The 22,827-nt window shown below is 44.0% G+C and carries 22 protein-coding genes; 8 read left to right on the top strand and 14 right to left on the bottom strand.

The genetic code is table 11. The features are described from left to right. Positions 1-158: 158 nt before the first annotated feature. The 7 genes from K370_RS07055 to K370_RS07025 all read right to left on the bottom strand — a co-directional run bounded on the left by K370_RS07055 (position 159) and on the right by K370_RS07025 (position 9,614). A complete protein-coding gene (locus K370_RS07055; protein ID WP_047540205.1) occupies positions 159-842 on the bottom strand; it encodes a Fe2+-dependent dioxygenase in 684 nt (227 codons plus the stop codon). 102 nt (positions 843-944) lie between these two features. After that, entirely contained in the window at positions 945-3,104 is a 2,160-nt protein-coding gene (locus tag K370_RS07050; protein ID WP_052185197.1) for a TonB-dependent receptor, read from the bottom strand. Positions 3,105-3,485: 381 nt separating this feature from the next. Then, a complete protein-coding gene (locus tag K370_RS07045) occupies positions 3,486-4,751 on the bottom strand; it encodes a sensor histidine kinase (RefSeq protein ID WP_047540203.1) in 1,266 nt (421 codons plus the stop codon). Further along, positions 4,741-5,418: a response regulator transcription factor gene (locus K370_RS07040; RefSeq protein WP_047540201.1), complete on the bottom strand. Its 678-nt coding sequence runs from the start codon at positions 5,416-5,418 to the stop codon at positions 4,741-4,743. The genes K370_RS07045 and K370_RS07040 overlap by 11 nt, the downstream gene beginning before the upstream one ends. Before the next feature lie 236 nt (positions 5,419-5,654). Then, positions 5,655-7,859 carry an OsmC domain/YcaO domain-containing protein gene (locus tag K370_RS07035; protein WP_047541758.1) on the bottom strand — a complete coding sequence of 735 codons (2,205 nt, stop codon included), beginning with the start codon at positions 7,857-7,859 and terminating at the stop codon, positions 5,655-5,657. Between the two features lie 288 nt (positions 7,860-8,147). Further along, positions 8,148-9,158, bottom strand: a complete 1,011-nt coding sequence (locus K370_RS07030; RefSeq protein WP_047540199.1) for an LLM class flavin-dependent oxidoreductase — start codon at positions 9,156-9,158, stop codon at positions 8,148-8,150. A 54-nt stretch (positions 9,159-9,212) separates the two neighbouring features. Next, positions 9,213-9,614: a hypothetical protein gene (locus K370_RS07025; protein WP_047540197.1), complete on the bottom strand. Its 402-nt coding sequence runs from the start codon at positions 9,612-9,614 to the stop codon at positions 9,213-9,215. 329 nt (positions 9,615-9,943) lie between these two features. Between K370_RS07025 and K370_RS07020 the strand changes: the two genes are divergently transcribed. Then, the gene (locus tag K370_RS07020) at positions 9,944-10,573 is read left to right on the top strand and encodes an exopolysaccharide biosynthesis protein (RefSeq protein ID WP_047540193.1); all 630 of its coding nucleotides are present in this window, start codon (positions 9,944-9,946) and stop codon (positions 10,571-10,573) included. Positions 10,574-10,677: 104 nt separating this feature from the next. Here the strand turns inward: K370_RS07020 and ycaC are convergent, their stop codons facing one another. Both ycaC and K370_RS07010 read right to left on the bottom strand, forming a co-directional pair. After that, the gene (ycaC, locus tag K370_RS07015; RefSeq protein ID WP_047540189.1) at positions 10,678-11,304 is read right to left on the bottom strand and encodes an isochorismate family cysteine hydrolase YcaC; all 627 of its coding nucleotides are present in this window, start codon (positions 11,302-11,304) and stop codon (positions 10,678-10,680) included. Positions 11,305-11,341: 37 nt separating this feature from the next. Then, complete coding sequence (locus K370_RS07010) at positions 11,342-12,043, bottom strand: pirin family protein (RefSeq protein ID WP_047540187.1); 702 nt, start codon at positions 12,041-12,043, stop codon at positions 11,342-11,344. Positions 12,044-12,227: 184 nt separating this feature from the next. On the opposite strand from K370_RS07010, the gene K370_RS07005 reads away from it, so the two are divergent. Beyond that, positions 12,228-13,145, top strand: a complete 918-nt coding sequence (locus K370_RS07005) for a LysR substrate-binding domain-containing protein (RefSeq protein WP_047540184.1) — start codon at positions 12,228-12,230, stop codon at positions 13,143-13,145. A gap of 162 nt (positions 13,146-13,307) precedes the next feature. Here K370_RS07005 and K370_RS07000 read toward each other — a convergent pair whose 3' ends face one another. Then, complete coding sequence (locus K370_RS07000) at positions 13,308-13,541, bottom strand: DUF2789 domain-containing protein (protein ID WP_047540181.1); 234 nt, start codon at positions 13,539-13,541, stop codon at positions 13,308-13,310. A gap of 156 nt (positions 13,542-13,697) precedes the next feature. Here K370_RS07000 and K370_RS12100 point away from each other — a divergent pair, with 156 nt between their 5' ends. Genes K370_RS12100 through K370_RS06990 form a run of 3 tightly spaced genes read left to right on the top strand, consistent with a single transcriptional unit; the run spans position 13,698 to position 15,101 of the window. Further along, positions 13,698-13,823 carry a nuclear transport factor 2 family protein gene (locus K370_RS12100; RefSeq protein WP_235272710.1) on the top strand — a complete coding sequence of 42 codons (126 nt, stop codon included), beginning with the start codon at positions 13,698-13,700 and terminating at the stop codon, positions 13,821-13,823. A gap of 35 nt (positions 13,824-13,858) precedes the next feature. Then, complete coding sequence (locus K370_RS06995; protein ID WP_047540179.1) at positions 13,859-14,512, top strand: pyridoxamine 5'-phosphate oxidase family protein; 654 nt, start codon at positions 13,859-13,861, stop codon at positions 14,510-14,512. Between the two features lie 7 nt (positions 14,513-14,519). After that, a complete protein-coding gene (locus K370_RS06990; protein ID WP_047540178.1) occupies positions 14,520-15,101 on the top strand; it encodes a nucleotidyltransferase family protein in 582 nt (193 codons plus the stop codon). 3 nt (positions 15,102-15,104) lie between these two features. Here the strand turns inward: K370_RS06990 and K370_RS06985 are convergent, their stop codons facing one another. The 3 genes from K370_RS06985 to K370_RS06975 are packed head-to-tail and all read right to left on the bottom strand — an operon-like array spanning position 15,105 to position 18,770. Then, positions 15,105-16,097 (bottom strand): XdhC family protein, encoded by a 993-nt coding sequence (locus K370_RS06985; RefSeq protein ID WP_047540176.1) that lies wholly within the window; start codon positions 16,095-16,097, stop codon positions 15,105-15,107. Positions 16,098-16,111: 14 nt separating this feature from the next. Continuing rightward, on the bottom strand, positions 16,112-18,301 hold the full coding sequence (locus tag K370_RS06980) for a xanthine dehydrogenase family protein molybdopterin-binding subunit (protein WP_047540174.1): 2,190 nt from the start codon (positions 18,299-18,301) through the stop codon (positions 16,112-16,114). Positions 18,302-18,311: 10 nt separating this feature from the next. Then, positions 18,312-18,770 (bottom strand): (2Fe-2S)-binding protein, encoded by a 459-nt coding sequence (locus K370_RS06975; RefSeq protein ID WP_047540172.1) that lies wholly within the window; start codon positions 18,768-18,770, stop codon positions 18,312-18,314. A gap of 307 nt (positions 18,771-19,077) precedes the next feature. Between K370_RS06975 and K370_RS06970 the strand changes: the two genes are divergently transcribed. After that, entirely contained in the window at positions 19,078-20,331 is a 1,254-nt protein-coding gene (locus K370_RS06970) for a multidrug effflux MFS transporter (RefSeq protein WP_047540170.1), read from the top strand. Here the strand turns inward: K370_RS06970 and K370_RS06965 are convergent. After that, a complete protein-coding gene (locus tag K370_RS06965; protein WP_047540168.1) occupies positions 20,328-21,182 on the bottom strand; it encodes an SDR family oxidoreductase in 855 nt (284 codons plus the stop codon). The two genes, K370_RS06970 and K370_RS06965, sit on opposite strands and share 4 nt — an antisense overlap. Before the next feature lie 212 nt (positions 21,183-21,394). Here K370_RS06965 and K370_RS06960 point away from each other — a divergent pair, with 212 nt between their 5' ends. Both K370_RS06960 and K370_RS06955 read left to right on the top strand, forming a co-directional pair. Further along, a complete protein-coding gene (locus K370_RS06960) occupies positions 21,395-21,703 on the top strand; it encodes a winged helix-turn-helix transcriptional regulator (protein ID WP_327036976.1) in 309 nt (102 codons plus the stop codon). A 178-nt stretch (positions 21,704-21,881) separates the two neighbouring features. Further along, positions 21,882-22,823, top strand: coding sequence for a GGDEF domain-containing protein (locus K370_RS06955; RefSeq protein ID WP_047540164.1), 942 nt, complete (start codon positions 21,882-21,884; stop codon positions 22,821-22,823). Positions 22,824-22,827 lie beyond the last annotated feature (4 nt).

Here is a 22,827-nt window from a genome sequence, read left to right as displayed (position 1 = left end):
CTTGCGGAAAATCGATGAATCGCAAGTTCCAGTCCAAAGTGATGTGCGGCATTAGCACTAACTATTTTACTGAACACTGACCGCCAGGCCTCTAAAATAAATTCGAAACTTAATGTATTTCGCGCTCGCTAACCCATTACATCAATCGACTTTGAGTCTTAGCTATCTGCCCACATTCTGAGCAAGTTATGATAGATCCCCGTAAGGCTGACAACCTCAAAATCTTTGCCTCCCCTGTCAATGGTAAGTTTTTGTATAGATTTATCTAATTGAAATAATAACGTGCGATGCGCATCATCCCGCACCATGCTTTGCATCCAGAAAAAAGAAGATATCCGTGTGCCGCTAACAACTGGCGTAACATGGTGCAAACTACTAGATGGATAAAGCACCATAGAGCCGGCTGCCAACTTCACCTCTTGTGATCCAAAGACGTCTTCAATTGTTAACACCCCACCTTCATATTCATCCGGTTCAGAGAAAAACAATGTGGCCGATAAGTCACTACGGATGCGGAAGTTCGTTCCACGTAGTTGGCGTATTGCATTATCTACATGTGTATCAAATGCTTGCCCAGTCTCATAGCGGTTAAATAAAGGTGGAAACACTTTAAGCGGCAAAGCAGCTGAAATAAATAGTGCATTTAAACCCAAAGCATCTTGAATAACATCGCCAATCTGCCTAGCCGCAGGCGAACCTTCCGGTAACTGCATGTTATTTTTGGCCAGTGCAGACAGCGTGCCGGAAGTTACATTTCCATCCACCCATTCTGCTTCACACATCAACTGCCTGCATTGCTGTATTTGTTGTTTGGTTAATACATTAGGTATTTCAATTAGCATATAAACTCCACGTTCTTAAGAAATAACAAAACCCCCATAGCATTTTATCTATGAGGGTTTTATTGTACAAAGCATTTAAAACGATACTAATTCATGCAAACATTAGAATTTCATGTTTAGTGTAAGGAAGGACAAACGACCCGGTGCAACTGTTGCAAAATGACGTGTATACGTTTGGTTAAAATAACGTTTATCTGTCAGGTTTTGTAAGTTAAGTTGCAAACTGAATCTCGGATCAATTTCATACGTAGCCATTGCATCCCAACGTACATATGAAGGCACGAATAATTTGTTACCTGGATCAGCGAAGACTTTATCTACATAGAATGCTCCACCACCAACCGCCAGTTTAGGTAATAATTTATATGTTGTCCAAATACTTGCACTATTTTTAGCAACGCCAGGCATATCATTACCTTTGTTTAGTGCAGCACCTAAATCACGGTGACTTCCTAATGCGCTACCAGCTTTAGCTTGCTCACTATTTAAATGCGTATAGCCTGCAAAAATGTCCCACTTATCTGTAATTTTGCCAGCAGCACCAAACTCAACACCTTTTACGTCAAATTCACCTGCATTTCCGTAACTACCATCGGCAAGCAGCACTCTGGCATCTGATTTGTTCGTATAAAACGCTGCTGCAGTCAATGAAAGTCCTTCAAGAACATCCCATTTTGTACCAACCTCAAAATTCTTAGTACGCTCTGGCTTTAAGTCTTCCAATGCCGCAGAAAGGTTGTTACCATTTTCCTGATTACCATCACCATTGGATAATCCGACTGGCGTGGACGAAGTACCATAAGATGCATAGATGCTTGCATTTGGTTGTACTTTGTAAACAACACCTGCCTGATAATTGAAAAAGCCATGATCTGCACTCGCTGAATTATTTTCTACTCTAAATTTGTCGTAGCGCACACCGCCATTCACTAACCACTCCTTGTTTAGTTCAATACTATCAAAAACATAAACAGAGGTATTTTTACTAGTTGTGGTGCTTGTTGGGCGACTGCTGAAAGAAGTAGTCCCATTCCATGGGTCATTTGGATTAGGGTTCTGGAAATTAGCGTTTGGATTTACACCTACAATTGATGCTGTAAACTGATCAGTTTCTTCCTTACTAAACTCTACCCCAGTATTTACTTGATGCTTGATCCCCCCTGTAGAAAACGAGATGGAAATATCCGTTAAGTTGGCAATTGAGGTTGTTTCTGCCTTACGACCTTGACCAGTACGGGGAGCAATATTCGCTGCCTGATTGGCAATGCTTGGCAATGTGCGGGTAACGATATATTCATTACTGGTTTCGCCATAACGTGTTGTATTCCGCAATACCACATTATCGTCAAATGCATGCTTAAGCTCAAAAGTACCAATATCTGCACCTGTTTCTTGGTAATCTCGTCCTTTCAAGCCATAGAAATTATCTTTGCTCACACTCACAGGCTGGCTTTTTACATTGCCGCTGTTATCACGATATGGCAGGCCACGATCAGGCATATCATCTGTTTCTAGGTGATACCAGCTTAAGGTAGCTGACGTTGGCGAATTTAAACCTAATGTGATTGAAGGCGCAAATCCCCATCTTTGGGTATCAACAGAATCTCGTCCAGGAATGTCGGCATCATGTGTCATAGCCACTAAACGAATTGCAGCATTGTCACCAAGCATATAGTTGGCATCTACCGTGGCACGACGATAACTATCCGTGCCTAAACCAATTGAGCCTGTCGTAAAGTTATCTGCCTTGGCTTTTTTTGTCACAACATTAATACTGCCGCCTGCCGATCCACGACCATCAAATGCACCACTTGGGCCTTTTAGAACCTCTAGCTGTTCAATTGCAAAGACCTCACGTTGCTGAGAACCCAAATCGCGCATACCATCAACAAATATTGCACTTTGCGCGTCAAAACCACGAATAAATGGACGATCGCCAATAGGACCGCCACCTTCACCAGTGCCAAAAGTGATGCCAGGAGCAGTACGTAATGCATCTTGGAACGAGTTTGCCCCACTGTCTTTAATGACTTTTTCAGTGATAACAGTGATGGATTTAGGTGTATCAATTAAAGGTGCAGTAAATTTTTGATTTGCAGATTTATCTACCTTATAAGCATTGTCTTTTTTTGCTTCCACTTTAACTTCAGGTAGAGATGGTGTTGGCTCTTCAGCAAACGCCATACCACCAAAAGCCATTGTTAATGCTGATACCAGAGGCTTAATTAAAAAACCTCCTTTAGAACGATTTGTTTTTTTCATGCTTTACCTTTATTACTAAGTTAAAAAATATATTTTTCGAATATCTGGCCAAAATTTCCTAAGAAATTGCCATATGCAAATTTCTTCAGGTATCAATGTGGTGAACCACTGGCTTGCTTAAAACAAATAACTCAATATATGTACTGAGCTTTCTTGCTGGCTGGGCTCACCGAAAGCTTAAAATGTAGTTACATGACCGAATATCTTTTCATTGATAATTTAAACTTGCACTCGCTCAATGAAATTAGAGATCATGCTAGATACTTAATCTGTATCTATGTGTACATGTTTTGTAAATACAAATGAGAATAATTATCAGGCGTGATAATGCTTGAGTCCCTGTGTAGGGATTGTTAGTTTTGTGTGAAATTAATGTGAAATTTACAAATGAACTGTAAAACGTGTACCGGTAGGTTGAAGAGACTCGACGGTCACTTTCCAACCCTGATGTGTGCAGATACGTTGAACCAAAGAAAGCCCCAGGCCAAGGCCATCACCATCAGAACTTCCCCGAACAAACGGTTCAAATATTCTTTTATGGTCTTCTAAAGGAATTCCAATCCCTGTATCTTCAATTGAAAATTGATTATCTTCTAATATGATTAACACTTTGCCTTGGTGGGTGTACAGCAAAGCATTTTTTATTAAATTGCTCATTACTATCTCTACGAAAACCGCATTGAAATTCGAGCCGAAGATTTCGGCTCGCTGCACTATGCCAAGCTCAAGCTTTTTAAGCTTGAACTCTGGTTCCCATTGATTTAGCAATTTTTTAGAGGCATCCAGCAAACTTACTTTTTCGAGAACGTCAGTCTCTTTTTCTTTGGCTCGAGCCAAGGTTAAAAATGTTTGTACCAACCGCTGCATTGCTTGACTTGAACGCTGAATCTTAAAGGCAAGCTCATACTGTTTTGAATTTGGCGTAAGTTGCTTAAGTAAAATCTCACTGGATGAAGATGACACCATTAGTGCTGTACGGAACTCATGGCTCACATCACTAGTGAATAATCTTTCTCTAAGTAGTGCCTCATTAAGTTGAAGTAACGTTTTGTCGAAAGCCTCAGCAAGTTGGCCAACTTCATCGTTTGCATATCTTCCGACTAATGGCTCAAAAGTAGTTAATTCTGCTGTAGGATTTCTAGCTAAAACCTCTCTTGCTAACTGAACAATTGGAGATATGAGTTGATTTGATAAAAGCCATCCGACAAAGCCAGCTAAAAAAACACTCAATATAAAACCGACGAACGTCCATTTAAATACATTCATTTCGTAGGCTTCATAAACAGTTTTATTCATTACAACCATATAATCATGCCCATCGATTATTTTTCTGTATACAAATAATGCCTCATGATTACTCACAGTCTCAGACAAGCCAAACTTAACGTTTTGGTACTCAACTGGAATCGGGATTGACGTTGCATCTGAATAGTAATGCGTAGTAGCACTATTCAAGAAAGGGTCTGTAGCAGGAGGCTTAATCCTAGAGTAATTGGTTAGCCTCTCATTTAGCTCTCTTGTAATAGTATGTGCTTCAGTGACACGAAAAATCTCTACTACTGCGATTGCAAAAATACTCCCAATAATTAGGGTAAGAATGACAAAAGAAAATATTATTCTAGTTTTTAGCGGGCTTTTAAAAATCATTAGACTCAGCCACTGAATATCCGGTACCTCTGACTGTATGTATTAATGGCTTTCCAAAAGGCTTATCAACAATAAGTCTGAGTTGGTGAATATGACTTCTTAAGCTATCACTATCTGGTAGAGAATCACCCCATAGTGCTTTTTCTAGAAACTCTCTTTTTACAATCGCAGGGCTACGTTGCATCAGTATTTCTAGTAACTTTTTGCCAATAGGGTTTATTTTCAAAGGGACATTTTCACGATAGACATGCAGAGTATCCAAATCAAATCTGAGCGTATCAATAGCTAATACTTTTTTGGCATTCCCATTTGATCTGCGAACAATGGATTCCATTCTTGCTAATAATTCAGATAATGCAAATGGTTTTAACAGGTAATCATCCGCGCCTAGTTTCAGACCCTTCAACTTATCGTCCAATGCATCTTTAGCCGTCAGTATGATAATCGGCGTTAGAATGTACGCCTCGCGCAACCTTTGGCAAAGCTGAAAACCATCTATGCCTGGCAACATAACGTCCAGCACTATAATGTCAAAAGGTTGAGTGGCCGCCAAATGCAAGCCAGATAAGCCATCTTGTGCGCAATCCACAGTGTGGTTTTCAGAGATGAGAAAATCCATCACATTCGTTAAAATGTCTTTATTATCTTCAACAATTAAAATATGCATAATAAAACTCGCAGGAATATTTGGCTGACTGTTTTAAAAAATCATATCAGTTGTCATGTAAGTTTAAGTTATTTCCTATCCGCACTACATAATCAATTAAAATTTACTCATATTTGTATCAAGGTAATAATGCATGGGTGTACGGCCCAGTATGTTGCTTGTGAATTATGATCAAATTATAGGTTACAGGAATGTTTATACAAGCAACCGCTATTGAACCATCTCACGCGAAAATTCTAACTGGTCTTAGTCACCGTGTTGGCTCGCGCCGCATGCAACTTTCTGTAGCTGTCGATCAGGCGGTGGTGCCTGTCTAGCCCTTCTAATTTGAGACTGGTTGGCGTCAAGCCGAAGAAGCGCACGCTTCCGTCCACTGAGCCGATTACTGCATCCATTCTTGCATCGCCAAACATGCGGCGGAAGTTGACCTCATAGTCTTCAAGTTCCAACTCGTCATTCAGCAGCACTTCCAGCACCACATTCAAGGCCTGGTAAAATAATCCACGCTCAAGTGTGTTGTCGTTATATTGCAGGAAAGTCCCTACCAGCTCATGAGTCTCATCAAATTGCTGCAAGGCGAGATGAATCAGCAATTTCAACTCCAATACGGTAAGCTGACCCCAGTCCGTATTTTCATCAAATTGGATACCGATTAAGTTGGCAATATCGCCGTAATCATCCAACTCGTTATTTTCCAGGCGATCCAACAGCGCTTCCAGGCTGGTATCGTCCAGTGTGTGCAGGTTCAAAACATCCGCGCGGAACAAAAGCGCCTTGTTGGTGTTATCCCAAACCAGATCTTCCACCGGATAAATTTCCGAGTAACCCGGCACCAGGATGCGGCAAGCGGTTGCACCCAGCTGGTCATATACGGCCACATAAGCCTCTTTGCCTATGTCAGCTAGCATGCCAAACATAGTTGCGGCTTCTTCGGCATTAGCGTTTTCGCCCTGGCCGGAGAAATCCCATTCGACAAATTCGTAATCCGATTTGGCACTGAAAAAGCGCCATGACACAATGCCACTGGAATCAATAAAGTGTTCGACAAAATTATTCGGCTCGGTCACCGCTTCGCTGGCAAAGGTCGGTTGCGGCAAATCGTTGAGACCTTCAAAACTGCGACCTTGCAGCAATTCGGTCAGACTGCGCTCCAGCGCGACTTCCAGTTTCGGGTGTGCACCGAAGGAGGCAAACACACCGCCGGTGCGCGGGTTCATCAAGGTGATGCACATCACCGGATACATCCCACCCAGCGACGCATCTTTTACCAGTACCGGAAAACCCTGTTCTTCCAGTCCTTTAATACCAGCCACCACGCCAGGATATTTCGCCAATACCTCCTGCGGCACATCCGGCAAGGCGATTTCACCTTCGATAATTTCGCGTTTGACCGCCCGTTCAAAAATTTCAGACAGGCACTGTACCTGCGCTTCTACCAGCGTATTGCCCGCACTCATGCCATTGCTGACGTAAAGATTTTCGATCAGGTTGGATGGAAAATAAACGATTTCGCCGTCCGACTGGCGCACATATGGCAGCGAGCAGATACCGCGCGCCGCATTGCCGGAATTGGTATCAATCAGGTGCGAAGCGCGCAGCTCGCCATCAGGGTTGTAGATTCCCAACGTGTACTCATCCAGAATCTCTTTTGGCAACGCATCTTTACGGCCCGGCTTAAACCAGCGCTCGTTCGGGTAATGCACGAACTCGGCATTGGCGATGTCTTCGCCCCAGTACGATCCAGCATAAAAATGGTTGTTACTCAGTCGCTCGATATATTCGCCCAGAGCCGACGCCAGCGCGCTTTCCTTGGTTGATCCTTTTCCGTTAGTAAAGCACATTGGCGAATGTGCATCGCGGATATGCAGCGACCACACATTGGGCACAATATTGCGCCACGACGCGATTTCAATCTTAATACCCAAGCTCGCCAGCAGGCCGGTCATATTGGCGATGGTTTGTTCCAGCGGCAAATCTTTGCCAGTGATGTAAGTGCACGACTCGGCAGATGGATTCACCATCAGCAAGGCCTGCGCATCTTCGTCCAGATTCGCTACTTCTTCGATGATGAAATCTGGCCCGGCTTGCACTACTTTCTTCACAGTACAGCGGTCAATCGAGCGCAAAATCCCCTGGCGATCTTTGTCGGAGATATCCGCCGGCAACTCGACCTGAATCTTGAAAATCTGCTTATAGCGATTTTCCGGATCAACCACATTGTTGTGCGACAGGCGGATATTGTCGGTAGGAATATTGCGAGTACTGCAGTACAACTTTACAAAATAAGCTGCACACAAGGCCGATGAAGCCAAAAAGTAATCGAAAGGACCAGGTGCCGAACCATCGCCTTTATAGCGGATAGGCTGGTCGGCAATCACTGTGAAGTCATCGAACTTGGCTTCAAGACGTAGCTTATCGAGAAAGTTGACCTTAATTTCCATGGGGATAATTCCAAGAGTACTGAAAAATAGCATGCTGCAAAAAATGCTGTGGGCACTATTATCCCTCACAACGCTGATGCCGTGTAATACATTGATACTTTGCATAAACCTTAACGAATAAGGATTAATTGCCAGGAAATTTTCTGGGGTGCTAGTAGACGCTCCCTAAGGAATCACTTGCTGAAAACAGATTCTATCCATGAGACAAAATTAAAACGTCAAATACTCAGGATTGATTCTGAATTTATCTATTGCAAATGTTAGTAATCATTCGTATTTGATGACAATCTACAACCTGTCATAGATTTTCGCAGTAATTTCATACGATCTAAGGCGTGCAGCGTGTGCGTAAATCTGCGAAGTAATCATTAACTCATCTGCCTCTGTCTTAGCAATAAAAGTCTTTATTTCATCCAATATCTTTTCTTCAGCACCTATAGCTGAGCATGAAAGTATCTGATTAAGTAATGCACGTTCCGCTCCGCCAATTTGATTCCAATAATCAGCTATAGGTGGAGGTAGCGTTGAAGGATGACCGCTTCGTAAGTTGATAAATGCCTGTTGCATTGAAGATGCAAGTAGATGTGCTTCTTCATCGGTGTCAGCTGCAAACACATTGAACCCTAGCATGACATAAGGCTTTGTTAAATATTGTGATGGGCGAAATGTTTCACGGTATATTTCTATTGCCTGCATCATCTGGGCGGGTGCGAAATGCGAGGCAAATGCGTAGGGCAATCCCATTGCGGCCGCGAGCTGTGCACCATAGAGACTTGAACCCAGAATCCAGATAGGCACATTAAGGCCTGTGCCAGGTACTGCCTTCACTAATCCTTTGGGATCATTTGAAAAGTAGTCCATCAACTCCATAACATCTTGCGGAAATGCATCCGCATCCGATGCCAAATTGCGGCGTAAAGCATGTGCTGTCACCTGGTCTGAACCAGGCGCGCGGCCTAAACCTAAATCAATGCGCCCAGGAAATAGCGACTCTAGCGTGCCAAATTGTTCTGCAATCACTAAAGGGGAGTGATTAGGCAGCATAATGCCACCCGCACCAACGCGGATAGTAGTTGTACCCGCCGCAACATGGCCAATTAGCACTGACGTAGCGGCGCTGGCAATGCCCGGCATACCGTGATGCTCGGCCAGCCAATAGCGATTAAACCCCCATTGCTCAGCATGCTGAGCAAGATCCAATGTGTTTCTGAATGACTGAGCGGCGTTACTGCCTTCTGCAATTGGGGATAGGTCAAGAACGGAGAATAGAGGCATCGTATTGTCTTTAGTGGGTGTCATGGACTGTAATCGGCACGGTTTTCTTGTTTGTTACACAACCCATCACATGAATACTTAGTGTAAAAAGGTGAGGATTAAATTAAAAGTTGCAATGGCAGCAATACAAATGGTCGCGCCTGCTAACCAGAGTGTACGTACGCGATTTAGCTCGATTTTCTTGATTAACTGGGCGTTTTGCTCGGCGAGCTCTTTAATGAGTTCTGATGACGCAAGCATTTGCCCGTGCAAATCAGACCAAGCAGATTCAACCGCAGTCAGTCTTTCTTGCAATGCGTCTATTGTATGCGTTTCAGAAGATAGAGTGACTTGATTAGCTTCTACTTCAATTTTCGGCGCTGTAGGTTTTGTGCCGATAGCAACCCATAATTTCCTTGCGCCTTCCGCAATTTGAGGTGCATTGCGAACCACATCTGTCCAAGGGACGGTTTTTAGTATTGTCAGCCAACCAATAGCCATAACGACCTTTCTAGATAAAGAATAATCTAAGAGTTTAGACGTTAATATAAAGTTAAGATACCAGTAAAAGTTAAGACACCAGCTGGTATGAATTATTCATTAATAAGTTATTTTAAGGCGCAAATGAATTGGACAGTTCGGTTCTGGTTCTAGTGGAATCTAGCTGTTTGTCACAATTGTATAGATAAAGATTGCTATCAAAATTATTTATCTTCTGCCAAGATTCACTATGAAATAACGTTAATACCAGATAGTCTTACAAGCATTTTTTATAAACGCCAGCTAATTTTAATATCAATAAAGTACTTCCTATCAATAGGCTGATACCAATGTGCAATTACCAAACTTTAGTCAATACGCTACACGCTTTTGAAGCGCAGGCAAAACAAGGCCCAGTAACGCTGGGCGAATTAATCGATAGTCTTGATGAAGCGGCTTACGCATTTATCGCCATCATTCTGGTATTACCTTTTATGCAGCCACTTCCACTTGGCCCAGTGTCGGTAGCGGGTGGCTTGACGTTTGCCGTGCTGGGATTGCAATTGCTGAGGGGGCATGAATCGCCCGTGCTGCCAAAACGTGTGCGCGAATTAGCGCTACAGGAAAAAATATTGCGACTGATGATTAAGGTAGGTCTGAAAATCATTGGCCTGTGTCGCAAAATTACTAAGCCAAGAATGCAGCATTTGGTGAGTGGCAAAACAGGGCGGCGCGTGAGTGGGTGGATTTTGCTCGCAAGCGGCTTGTTAATGGCCATTCCATTCCCCATTCCGCTGCCGTTTAATAACACACTCCCAGGTTTGGCTATTTTGTTTTACTGTATTGGCGAGCTTGAAGATGATGGGCTGATGGTGTTTTTCTCTTTATTTTGGTTAGTGATAACCGTGCTGTATTTCACGGCCTATTTTGTATCTATCTGGTTTTTTGGTCAGCAGGCGATCAATTACTTTACGCTCTAATTTTCTGAGCCGTCTCAAGCCAATATTTAACCAAATTTATAGCTCAATAATTTAAAAGATGAAAGTCGCCAAGATAATATATATTGTCTTGGCGACTTTTTGGATTACTTGTCAGCAGTTAAGTGGTTATAGCTGGTAAACAGGTTTTTATAGTCAGGAATATGTTTAGAGAACAATTCACCTAAACCTTCTATATCATTGCGCCAATCTCTGTGTAATTCACACGCCGCGCCAAACCATGTCATTAATTGAGCACCTGCGGATGACATACGATCCCAAGCCGCTTGGCGGGTTAACTCATTAAAGGTGCCTGATGCATCGGTGATGACAAAAACCTCAAAGCCTTCTTCCAGAGCGGAAAGTGTTGGAAACGCTACACACACTTCAGTCACCACACCAGCAATAATCAATTGCTTTTTACCCGTCGCTTTAATAGCTTTTACAAAATCTTCGTTATCCCAAGCGTTAATATTGCCAGGGCGAGCGATGTAAGGCGCATCAGGAAATTGCGCTTTAAATTCTGGAATCAACGGGCCATTCGGGCCGGTTTCAAAACTAGTGGTTAGGATAGTCGGCAGTTTAAAATATTCCGCCATGTCGCCTAACGCCAGCACATTGTTCATGAGTTTATCGGGTTCAATATCACGAACAAGCGATAACAAGCCTGCTTGATGATCAACCAATAATACGGCTGCATTGTTTTTGTCTAGACGAACGTAAGGTTTAGTCATGGTAATTTCTCCTAATAAAATGAGTATTCAAAAAATATTAGTAAGGTAAATCGAATAAAAGTAATTCAACTGCGTGTGCATTGGTAAATTCAACTAGAGATTCGTCAGTGATTTTCAAAGCATCCCCAGTTTTCAAAGCGACACCGTTTACATCCACTTGTCCGCGAATCACGTGCACATAGCCAGTACGACCTGTCGCCAAAGTATGTTCTACCTGATCTGACTCGCCCAGAATAGCCGCATAAATTCTGGCATCTTGGTGAATGAGTACACTGCCATCTTTACCGTCAGATGAGGCGATTAAGCGTAGATTGCCGACTTTAGAAGCAGTATCAAAGTGTTTTTCTTCATAGCTAGGCGCGATACCTTTTACATTTGGCTCAATCCATATCTGTAAAAAATGTACACGCTCAGTACTCGAGTGATTAAATTCACTATGACGCACGCCAGTGCCGGCACTCATTCTTTGCACATCGCCGTAGCGAATCACTGAGCCAGTACCAATACTGTCTTTATGCTCCAGCGCACCACTTAATACGTATGAAATGATTTCCATATCGTTGTGACCGTGTGTGCCAAAACCTTTGGCTGGCTGTACGCGATCTTCATTAATCACTAAAAGTGGACCAAAGCCCATTTCTTCTGGGTTGTAAAATTGACCAAATGAAAATGAATGATTGGATTGCAACCAGCCATGGTCTGCAGCACCGCGACTACTATTTTTATGTACTTTTAACATGGTTAACTCCTATTCAATTTATTTGTAAACGATTGGTGATATTTATATGCGATAATTTTGCACATCATTTACATCACATCAATCTTGTCTCTTAAGCATGATTCTTATAACGTGAGTGCAGTATGAACCGAGATTAACTGAATGAAAAACGGAAAAATTATCAACCTATCATCGAAAAAATAGAATGTTTAGAATCACATTAGATGCATTGCTGATATTGGATGCGATTGATCGACTGGGATCATTTGCAGCGGCAGGCACTGCGCTGCATAAAGTGCCTTCTACTATTTCATATACAGTCAGTAAGTTAGAGCAAGATTTAGGCGTGCAGGTGTTTGTGCGTTTAGGCCCTAAAGTAACCATTACTAAAGCCGGCAGCGAGCTATTAAATGAAGGGCGTCATTTACTTAAGGCTGCGGAAGATCTGGAGCATCGCGTCAGGCGCGTTGCTTTGGGCTGGGAAACTGAGTTAACCATTGGTATGGATTCATTGTTTTCACCTTCTGCACTGGTTCAAGATATTACCGAATTCTGCAAGGTTGCAGACCTCACACGGCTCAGATTTTCTCAAGAAACACTATCCGGAACTTGGGAAGCACTCATGGATAGGCGCGTAGATTTGCTGATTGGCGCAGCTGGTGAAGGTCCTTCTGGCGGAGGCTATAATTCTTATGAGATCGGAACAGTTGAGTTTGTATTCGCGGTGTCGCCAGAACATCCGTTAGCCAACGTTGAGCATCCGCTAGGTAAATCGGATTTCAACCATTATCTCGCCATTAGTGTCAGCGATTCCGTGCGAAAAATGCCGCCAAGGACTGTGGGCTTGTTATTCGGGCAAAATACTTTGGCTTTACCCACTATGCATAGTAAATATGAGTTTCAATTGGCAGGCGTCGGATTTGGATTTCTACCAGAGCCATTGGCGCGCCAAGCAATTTTAAGCGGGCTGTTACTTGAAAAACGGGTCGAAGAGCCTAGACAGCCAGAGCCTTTTTATCTTGCATGGCGCACCGAAGATAATGGGGCGGGATTGAAGTGGTGGATAGAGAAGATGAAAAGCCCAGATTTATTAGAAAGATTGTGGGCTGCGGTTAATAAGTAAAAAGTGTAAGTATTCACTCAATTGGGTAACTGATTAACTAAATAACCATTTATGTACTAGTTACATGATGTGAAATCACAACGGAAGCAGTTTGTTCGGAGTCTGCTATGACTTAAACATAAGCTGGATGGCTTGCCAGTGCTTGTTATATACATTGTAAATCTATGCATGCAATCTCGCATTTAACTGGTCGATCACTTCTGCCCAATCTGCATCCTTCAAGATTTCTTCACGTAAAAATGCGGCTTGCGCTGGTGTCCAAAATGGCGCTTCTGAAAGTGCCAAGTTGCCTGCCAAATGGTTGTGCGTTTGGATGAAGCTTTGTATTGCCGAATCTTCTGATGGCAAGCCAAGCTGGGCAAAGAGGTTGTTAAGCGTGTGAGTTGAAGATTCCATGTATGCCCTCGATTCTGAAATTGCAGTTTTCCGCGTAATTGATTATACATCTGGCATTCTGCGTTTAATTCATACTTAATCTATATTTAACTTAAGTATTCAAACGCTGGAATAGAATGGTGTTCCTGTATATATTACAGCAAGTAATTTGGTTTTGTGGGCACGGTTGCCAGGGTTCGGCTAGAATCAGATAACTGGACTGGACACCGTTTCACGGATTTTTTGAATGTATTAAAAGTGGATAGGCAGTGGAAAGTCATGAACAATATTTCATTTACATAACTAGGTTTAGTTAATCCAATTTCGGAGGCAAAAATATGGCATCTTTATACTCGGCAGAACACCGCGCACTTCAGGAAGAATTCAATACAACCAAGCTGGCGGAGTTGTTGGATAACGGCTGGATTCATGAAACGATTTCGGAAGAAGAAAAGAAATTTATCAGCACGCGAGATATGTTTTTTCTTTCTACTGTTGATCCGGACGGCATGCCCACGGTTTCATACAAAGGCGGCGGTATTGGCTTTATCAGAGTGCTGGATGACAGCACGCTGGTGTTCCCGGGTTTTGATGGTAACGGCATGTTCTATTCCGTTGGCAATATCGATGCACAGGGCAAGGTCGGTCTGCTTTTTATCGACTTTGAAACGCCGCACAGAGTGCGTGTACAAGGCACGGCAAAGTTGGTGCGTGAGCATGCGTTAATGGCTGAATATACCGAAGCTAAATATTTGATTATGGTGACGGTGACAAAAATATGGGTGAATTGCCCACGCTATATCCATAAATACCAGAAAATCGATCAATCAAAATATGTGCCTGAACCGTGCAAAGTGACGCCGATTCCCACCTGGAAACGACTGGATATCGTGCAGGATGCGATTACGCCAGAAGAAAAAGCCATCGCGGAATCGCAGGGACTGATAGAAATTGAAGAGTACGAAGCAAAAGTGAAGCGCGGTGAAGGTTAATAAATAAGTGGTCGGCATTTTATTAGCAGCAGGTTTTTCGCGCCGATTCGGTTCGGTAGATAAGCTTTTACAGCTATTGCCAGATGGCCGACCAATCGCATTGGCGTCTGCCGAGCATTTGATTCAAGCGATTCCAGACAGTATTGCAGTGCTTAGGATAGAAAACAAGGCGCTGGCGACGTTACTGATTAATACGGGTTTAAAGGTGATTTTTTGTAATGAACATGAGCAGGAAATGGCCGATAGTTTGACTGCCACTATTCGCTACTCATCCAGCTTTGAGGCGGCAAAAGATGGTTTTGTGATTACGTTGGCGGATATGCCTTACATTAAACCTGAAACTATCCGTGCGGTGGCGAATAAAGTGGCTGAAGGCGCTTCAATCGTGATGCCAACCTATCAAAACCAGCGTGGGCATCCTGTTGGTTTTTCTGCAAAATTCCGCAATGAGTTAGAAAGCCTGCAAGGTGATGAAGGCGCGCGTTCCATTATTAAACGCTATTCCAATGAGGTGGAATTATTGGCAATAGATGACGCTGGGATTCTAGCGGATATTGATACACCTGCAGATTTATCTCACATAAAGTAAAAGTTAGGCCTGACAGCGAATCTCGCTCATATCACTGATAAAACCCGTGCCCATTTTCAGTTGTTGTGCCCTTACCTGAATAAGCTCGGCAAGGATAGCAATAGCGATTTCAGCTGGCGTGCGGCTACCAATCTGCAAGCCCACAGGTCCGCGCATGGTAGAAATCTCTAACTCATTCAGGTCAAACATGCGCAAACGCTCACGCCGCTTTTCCTGATTTTTATGTGAGCCAAGTGCTCCGACATAAAACGCATCCGACTTGAGTGCTTCAAGCAAAGCCATATCATCCAGTTTAGGGTCATGTGTCACCGCAACAATCGCTGTATGTGCATCCGCATTGATTTCTAGCACCACATCATCGGGCATGCCTTCAATCCATGTCACGCCTTCCACATGCCATTCATCACGAATCTCCTGGCGTGGTTCGCAAATCAGCACATCAAAATCCAGTACTTGTGCCATGCTCGCCAGCATGGAACCCAATTGATTTGCACCAATAATCAGCAAACGCCATTGCGGCCCAAAGTAAGTATGAAACCAATCGCCATCGATTTTTGGCAAACCTTCAGGCAAAACCTGCATTAACTTGATGTGCCCCGTATTCAAATTCACAGAGCGTTTGATCAGTTTTCTATCCTGCAAACTATTAAGTAGCGGTTGTAGTTGTTCTGCAGCATTCAGCGGTTCAACAAATATCTGCAAGCGACCGCCGCAGGGAATACGAAAGCGTTGCGCGTCGTCTCGACTGATGCCGTATTCCATAATAGTTGGCGTTTTGGGCAATGTTTTATCACGTGCTTTATCGGCTAAGTCATCTTCTATGCAGCCACCAGAAACTGAGCCGATTAAATGCCCATCTTCGCGCACGACCAAAATCGCGCCGGGCAAACGCGGGGCTGAGCCCCATGTTTGCACAACAGTGAACAGATGCGCTTTATAGCCGCTTTCCAGCCATTCCAGCGCACGGGTTAACACTTCTAAATCAGCAGATTTCATAATATTCTAAAAATCTAAGCTAATTGGTTCCCAATCGGCAAGGTGCGAATACGTTTGCCCGTTGCCGCAAAAATCGCATTGGTCACCGCAGGTGCCACTGGAGGTAAGCCTGGTTCGCCCACACCGCCCATTTTTTCAGTGCTTTGCACAATATACACTTCAACTTTAGGCATATTGCCCATACGCATCACTTGGTAATCGTGGAAGTTAGATTGCTCGACCATGCCATCTTTAAAAGTGATTTCGCTTTGCATGGCTGCGCCCAAGCCAAACGAAACGGATGATTCCATTTGCGCTTTCAGCGAGTCCGGGTTCACCGCGAGGCCGCAATCGATGGCAGAAACCATGCGATGCACTTTGACTTCACCTTCATTTACAGAAACTTCTGCAATCTGTGCCACAAAACTGCCGAACGATTCGTGCACTGCGATACCGCGGAATACACCTTTAGCCAGTGGTTTATTCCAATCCGCTTTTTCAGCGGCTAAATTCAGTGCCGCCAAATGTCGTGGATGATCTTTTAACAACGCACGGCGATATTCCAGCGGATCTTTTTTCGCGGTATGGGCAAGCTCATCAATCAGGCTTTCCATCACAAACGCAGTGTGGCTATGGCCAACCGAACGCCACCAGAGTACAGGTATCTTAGTTTTGGCAGTGTGCAAACTTATTTGATAGTTCGGAATGTTTTTTAAATAAGGTGAATCCGCAGTGCCTTCTACAGAAGTCGCATCAACGCCATCTTTGATTTGAAATGCTTCAAACGGTGTGCCTAACATAATGGATTGACCGACAGCCACATGCTCCCATGCAGATGGCATGCCATTTGTATCCAAAGCTATTTTGGCTTTGTGTACAAACATGGGGCGATAGTAGCCGCCTTTCACATCATCTTCACGGCTCCATACCGTTTTGACTGGCACGCCTGCAGCCTTAGCTACCTGCACGGCTTCAGATACAAAATCAGCCTGAGGGTTAGCGCGACGACCAAAACCGCCGCCGAGAAATACCGTATGAATTTTGACCTGCTCAGGTTTTAAGCCCAGTATTTTTGCTGCTGCCAATTGGTCTGTACCTTGCATTTGCGTGCCGGTCCAAATCTCACAAATATCCTTTTCAATTTTGACTGAGCAGTTCAGCGGCTCCATTGGCGCGTGTGCCAAATAAGGCAATGCGTATTCCGCCTCAACAAATTGATTTGTTTTAGCCATAGCGCTTTTATTATCGCCAGCTTTTGCTGCGATTAACCCAGTTGTTGCGGCCAGTTTTTTGTATTCTGCCAACAATGCTTTTGAATCAAGACTGGCGTTTTCGCCTAAGTTCCAATCCACTTTCAGCGCTTCACGGCCTGTTTTCGCCGCCCAATAATTATCTGCAATTACCGCTACGCCCGTGGACACTTGTACAACTTGGCGTACGCCTTTTATTTGTTTGGCAGCAGTTGCATCGAATGTTTTAACTGTTCCGCCAATCACTGGAGAACGTGCAACCATCGCCGTCATCAGGCCATCAAACTGAATGTCTTGGCCAAAGATGGCTGTGCCATTTATCTTTTCAGGCCCATCCAGACGTTTGGTGGCTTTGCCAATAATCTTCCAATCTTTAGGTTCTTTTAAAGTGATTGTTTTTGGCGTTTCCAGTTTGGCAGCAGCTTCTGCTAAATCGCCATAACTGATTTTGTTATCACCGCTGATAACATAGCCATTTTCAGTTTTAAGGCTATCAGCAGAAGCACCTAATTTCTCGGCCGCTGCGCTGATTAAGAGTGCGCGCGTTAAAGCACCAGCTTGACGATAACGGTCGAATTCAGACCAAGTGGTAGAAGAGCCGCCAGTAATTTGCAGACCATAAGCGGTATGAACATATTCCGGTGCAGCAGAAGCATGTTCCACTTTGATTTTGCTCCAGTCCGCATCCAGCTCTTCGGCAATCAGCATGGGTAATGTTGTCCAAATGCTCTGCCCCATCTCGCTATGCGCCAGCATAACGGTAATCGTGTTATCCGTACCAATACGCAAAAATGCATTTGGTGCGGGTAATTTTGCCGCGTCTGGAGCTGTCTCTGCCACAGAACCGGGCATTAAAAAGCGCTTGGCGTGCGGAATGGTGAACGCAATTACTAATCCGCCAACTACCAGCGCGCCAGCTTTAATAAAAGTACGTCTTGAAATATTTAACGGTGTATTTTTTAAGGGTGCATTCATGGCCGGCTCCTTAAGCTAACTTGCTTGCAGCATTGTGTATGGCGGCGCGAATGCGCGGATAAGTACCGCAACGGCAGATATTGCCGCTCATCGCTGCATCAATATCGGCGTCAGTCGGTTTTTTATTGGTAGTCAGCAAAGCTGTGGCCGACATGATTTGACCAGATTGGCAGTAGCCACATTGCACGACATCAATTTCACCCCACGCGGCTTGCACAGCTTGGCCAACTTTGTCGTTTTGCATATCTTCAATCGTGGTGATATTTTTACCAGCTGCCGCGCTAATTGGCGTGATGCACGAACGTATCGCTTGCCCATCCAGATGCACAGTGCAAGCCCCACATTGCGCCATGCCACAGCCAAACTTGGTACCAGTCAGATGCGCTACATCTCTTAATGCCCATAAAATCGGCATGTCATCCGGCACATCAAGCTGTTGTTCCTTGCCATTAATATTCAAAGTGATCATGATGAACTGCTCCTTGATTTTTGTTACTTTTAGTTTTTTTATTAGATGTTTTATCTCTAAAATAATTTAATTTAACAATTACTTAGACCATAAACTATTTTAAATTCAAGCAACATAATCGCATAGTGTTAATAGTCATAGTGTGGAGTAATATGGAATTGTAGATTCCATATTATGGATTAATGGTGATATGCAAAGTTATATTAGAAGCTAGGTGAGATTAGTTCTTTGATGGCGTGTATTTTAAGTTAAGATATTTACCCATGTATTTAGCTCAATTACTCAATCTGCCGACACCATAGAACGCATGCAAACAAATCCTAAAGCCATTCCGTTTCCTACTAGTAACATGCTGGCCATCATGCTGGCGGGTTTAGCCATGCTTGGCCCATTTTCAGTAGATACTTATTTGCCCGCTTTCCCTGCAATTGAAGCTTCATTGGGCACAAGCTTAATCCATGTGCAGCAAACGCTGACGGCGTATATGTTTTCGTTTGCCATTATGATTTTGTGGCATGGCTCGCTATCCGATGCATTTGGTCGGCGCAACATCGTTTTGATGTCATTGGCAGTGTTTGCGGTGGCGACTTTAGGTTGTGCGGCATCGCATACGGTAGAATATTTATGGGCATTCCGTATGCTGCAAGGTCTATCCGCAGGCGCTGGTGTGGTCGTTGGCCGGGCGATTATTCGCGACACTTATTCAGACGTGCCCGCAGCACGACTGTTATCGCTAGTGACCATGATCTTTGCCATTGCACCTGCTATCGCCCCCATTTTTGGCGGTTGGATTGTGAAGTTGTATGATTGGCGCACGATTTTTTTAACGTTGTTTGTATATACGGCTTTGTTGCTCTGGTATTGCTATAAAAAACTGCCAGAAACGTTGCCGGTAGAAAAGCGCACGCCGTTTAATCCACAGTTTTTGGCGTCTAGTTACAAGCAAGTATTTCGTTCACCATTATTTCAGTTAAAAGCCGGGGCAATCGCATTTAATTTTGCTGGTTTGTTTTTGTATGTTGCAGCCGCGCCAGTATTTATTACCAAACACTTAGGATTGGGGCCAGATCAATTCGCCTGGCAGTTTATTCCAGCGGTTGGCGGTATCTTTTTAGGCGCACTAACGGCTAATCGATTGGCTGGTAAATTATCTGTCGGGAAAATAATGTTTATCGGTTATGTGCTGCTAATAGGCGCGTCGCTGGTGAATGTGTTGTACCACCTGTTTTATCCACCAGCGATTCCCTGGTCGGTGATGCCGCTATTCTTTTACACGCTTGGCATGTCGCTTGTTGCGCCATCGCTTACATTGCTGGTGATGGATTTGTTTCCCAACATTCGTGGTACGGTGGCTTCTTGCCAGTCATTCACACAAACCATGTTGGGCGCAGTGGTGGCAGGGGTAGTTGCACCATTTCTGATGCATTCCGTTTTATGGCTTGCCCTTGGCCAGCTTGCTTTTGCGGTCATCGGGCTTTGTTTATGGTTAGGTGGGCGCGCATATCACTATGCGCAGTTAGCACCGGATAAAGTCATTAATGCCTGGGAAACCATAGACTAGCTTTGCAATGTTGCTGCAATTACCGCGCTATATGGCTTGGTAGGCCGGCCTATCAATCGGCTAAGTTGGTGGCTGTTATCAAACAAGCCGCCTTTAGATGCGCCGATATCAGAGTCTGCAAGTAACGCTGCGAATGCTTTTGGCAGCCCGGCCCTCTCCAACGTTGCTGTAAATTCATCTTGTGAAAGATTGACATAACTCACCGTTTTGCCTGATTGCTTTGCAATCTCATTGGCGAATTCTGCCAAGGTATATACATCGTCACCGGCAAGCTCGTAAATCGTACCTGATTTAATGGGGCTTAATAATACTGTTGCTGCCGCTGCTGCATAATCTTCTCGAGCAGCTGAGGCGATCTTGCCATCTCCTGCGCCACCAATTAATGCGTTATGCGCCAATGCAGCAGGAATGCTGGCTGTATAGTTTTCCGTGTACCAGCCATTGCGTAGCAATACAAATGGAACGCCAGAGGCTTTCAGTGCTTGTTCCGTCTCCAAATGCTCACTGGCTAGAGCGAGTGGGGAGGTGTCGGCTTTAAGCAGGCTTGTGTAGGCAATCACCTTAACGCCTGCTTGTTTTGCTGCCGCAATAACCGCGAGATGCTGAGGAGTCCTGCTACCGACTTCGCTGGATGATATCAGCAATAGTTTTTCAGCTCCTTTAAAGGCATTGGTTAAAGTCTCGGGTTGGTTGTAGTCAGCTTGTCTGACCTGTACGCCAAGGCCTGCTAGATCTTTAGCTTTTTCTGGATTACGTACCGCTGCGATGATTTCAGATGCAGGTATTTTTTCTAGTAGAAACTGAATGACAAATCTGCCTAACTGGCCAGAAGCTCCTGTAACAGCAATCATATTGATCTCCTTAATATTGGATGGAAGTGATAAGATAGCTTATTAACTTACTAAAAGTAAGTACGCACAAAAAGGTAAGTATGAAGGTAAATGAGAATATCGAAAATCCCTCTGCGTTATTGCCACTAGCGTTACGATTACAGCGTGGCGAATTATTAGCGGCGGAATGCCCTTCCCGAAGCGTACTGAAGCACGTAACAAGCCAGTGGGGAGTGCTTGTTCTAATTGTCTTGCTCGAAGGTACAGCGCGCTTCAGCCAGATTCGCAAAAAAGTGAATGGGGTAAGTGAGAAGATGCTAGCCCAAACTTTACAGAGCCTGGAGTCGGATGGATTTTTAAATCGTCAGTCTTTTCCTGTAGTGCCACCCCATGTTGAGTATAGCCTGACACCGATGGGTGAAGAGGTAGCGGCTCACATCAATACACTTGCCGATTGGATTGAAAGCAATTTACCCAGAATCATGGATGCAAGAATTAATACGGACTTTAATCCTATTAAATCCGTGCGGGAAATTATTTAGAGACTAGGGATTGCCCTAAGAATGTATGTTTTTTGCACATAAATATGCGGTTTGGTGTCAATGTGACGCTGAAATAAGACGGATTAAGATTTGAGGCTTTTTAAATCAATTTTCTTTAGGCGTATGATGATTGTAAGACTGTTAATACAGTGAGTTTTAAGTTTTTTGGAATGAAAAAATGACAGGTACAACACAAAATAATGAACCGGACAGTACTGTTTATAAAGCGTTGTTAGAGTCCACCAAGGCGATTCCTTGGAAATTGGATTGGAGCACCATGCGTTTCGCCTATATTGGTCCGCAGATAGAAAGATTGCTCGGTTGGTCACAATCCAGTTGGGCGACATCGCAGGATTGGGTTGATCGGATGCATCCGGATGATAAGGAGTGGGTAGCAGCGTACTGCATTTCTAAATCAAAAGACGGGGTTGATCATGAGGCGGATTATCGCGCACTCACCAAAGATGGTCGTTATGTCTGGATTCGCGATGTGGTGCATGTGATTCGCGATAAAAATGGCGAAGTTGAGTCACTGGTCGGCTTTATGTTCGATATCAGTGAGCGCAAGGAAACCGAAGAAAAGTTAATTACTTTGCAGAAAAAACTGGAAGAATTTTCCTTTAAAGACGGATTAACCGGGGTGGCGAATCGCCGTATGTTTGATTCGATTATGGAGGTAGAGTGGCTGAACGCGCGCCGCAATTATCAGCCGCTTTCAGTCCTTATGTTAGATATTGACTACTTTAAACAATATAACGATCACTATGGACATATTCAGGGTGACGATTGTTTAAAACGTGTCGCACAGGTTTTAAGCGCCGCGGCCAGACGCTCGCGCGATTTTTGTGCACGTTTTGGTGGCGAAGAGTTTGTACTTGTGTTGCCTGAAACAGATGAAGACGATGCAAAAAAAGTGGCAGAACGTTGTCATCAGTTAATTTTTAAAGCGCAAATTTTGCATGCAAAATCAGAAGTAAGCCAAATTCTGACGGTTAGTATCGGCGTTGGTACTGTTATCCCACAGACAGATGAAGGCGCGCTGACCTTTATTCATGAAGTCGATAGGCGGCTTTATCAGGCAAAACAAAAAGGCCGAAACTGTGTTGTTAGCAGCCATTAAGCAA

It is taken from the genome of Methylotenera versatilis 7, from assembly GCF_000799165.1.
GTDB classification, from domain to species: Bacteria; Pseudomonadota; Gammaproteobacteria; order Burkholderiales; family Methylophilaceae; genus Methylotenera_A; species Methylotenera_A versatilis_A.
The sequence above is the reverse complement of the archived record's forward strand: the minus strand, read 5'-3'. Positions and strand labels throughout refer to the sequence as shown.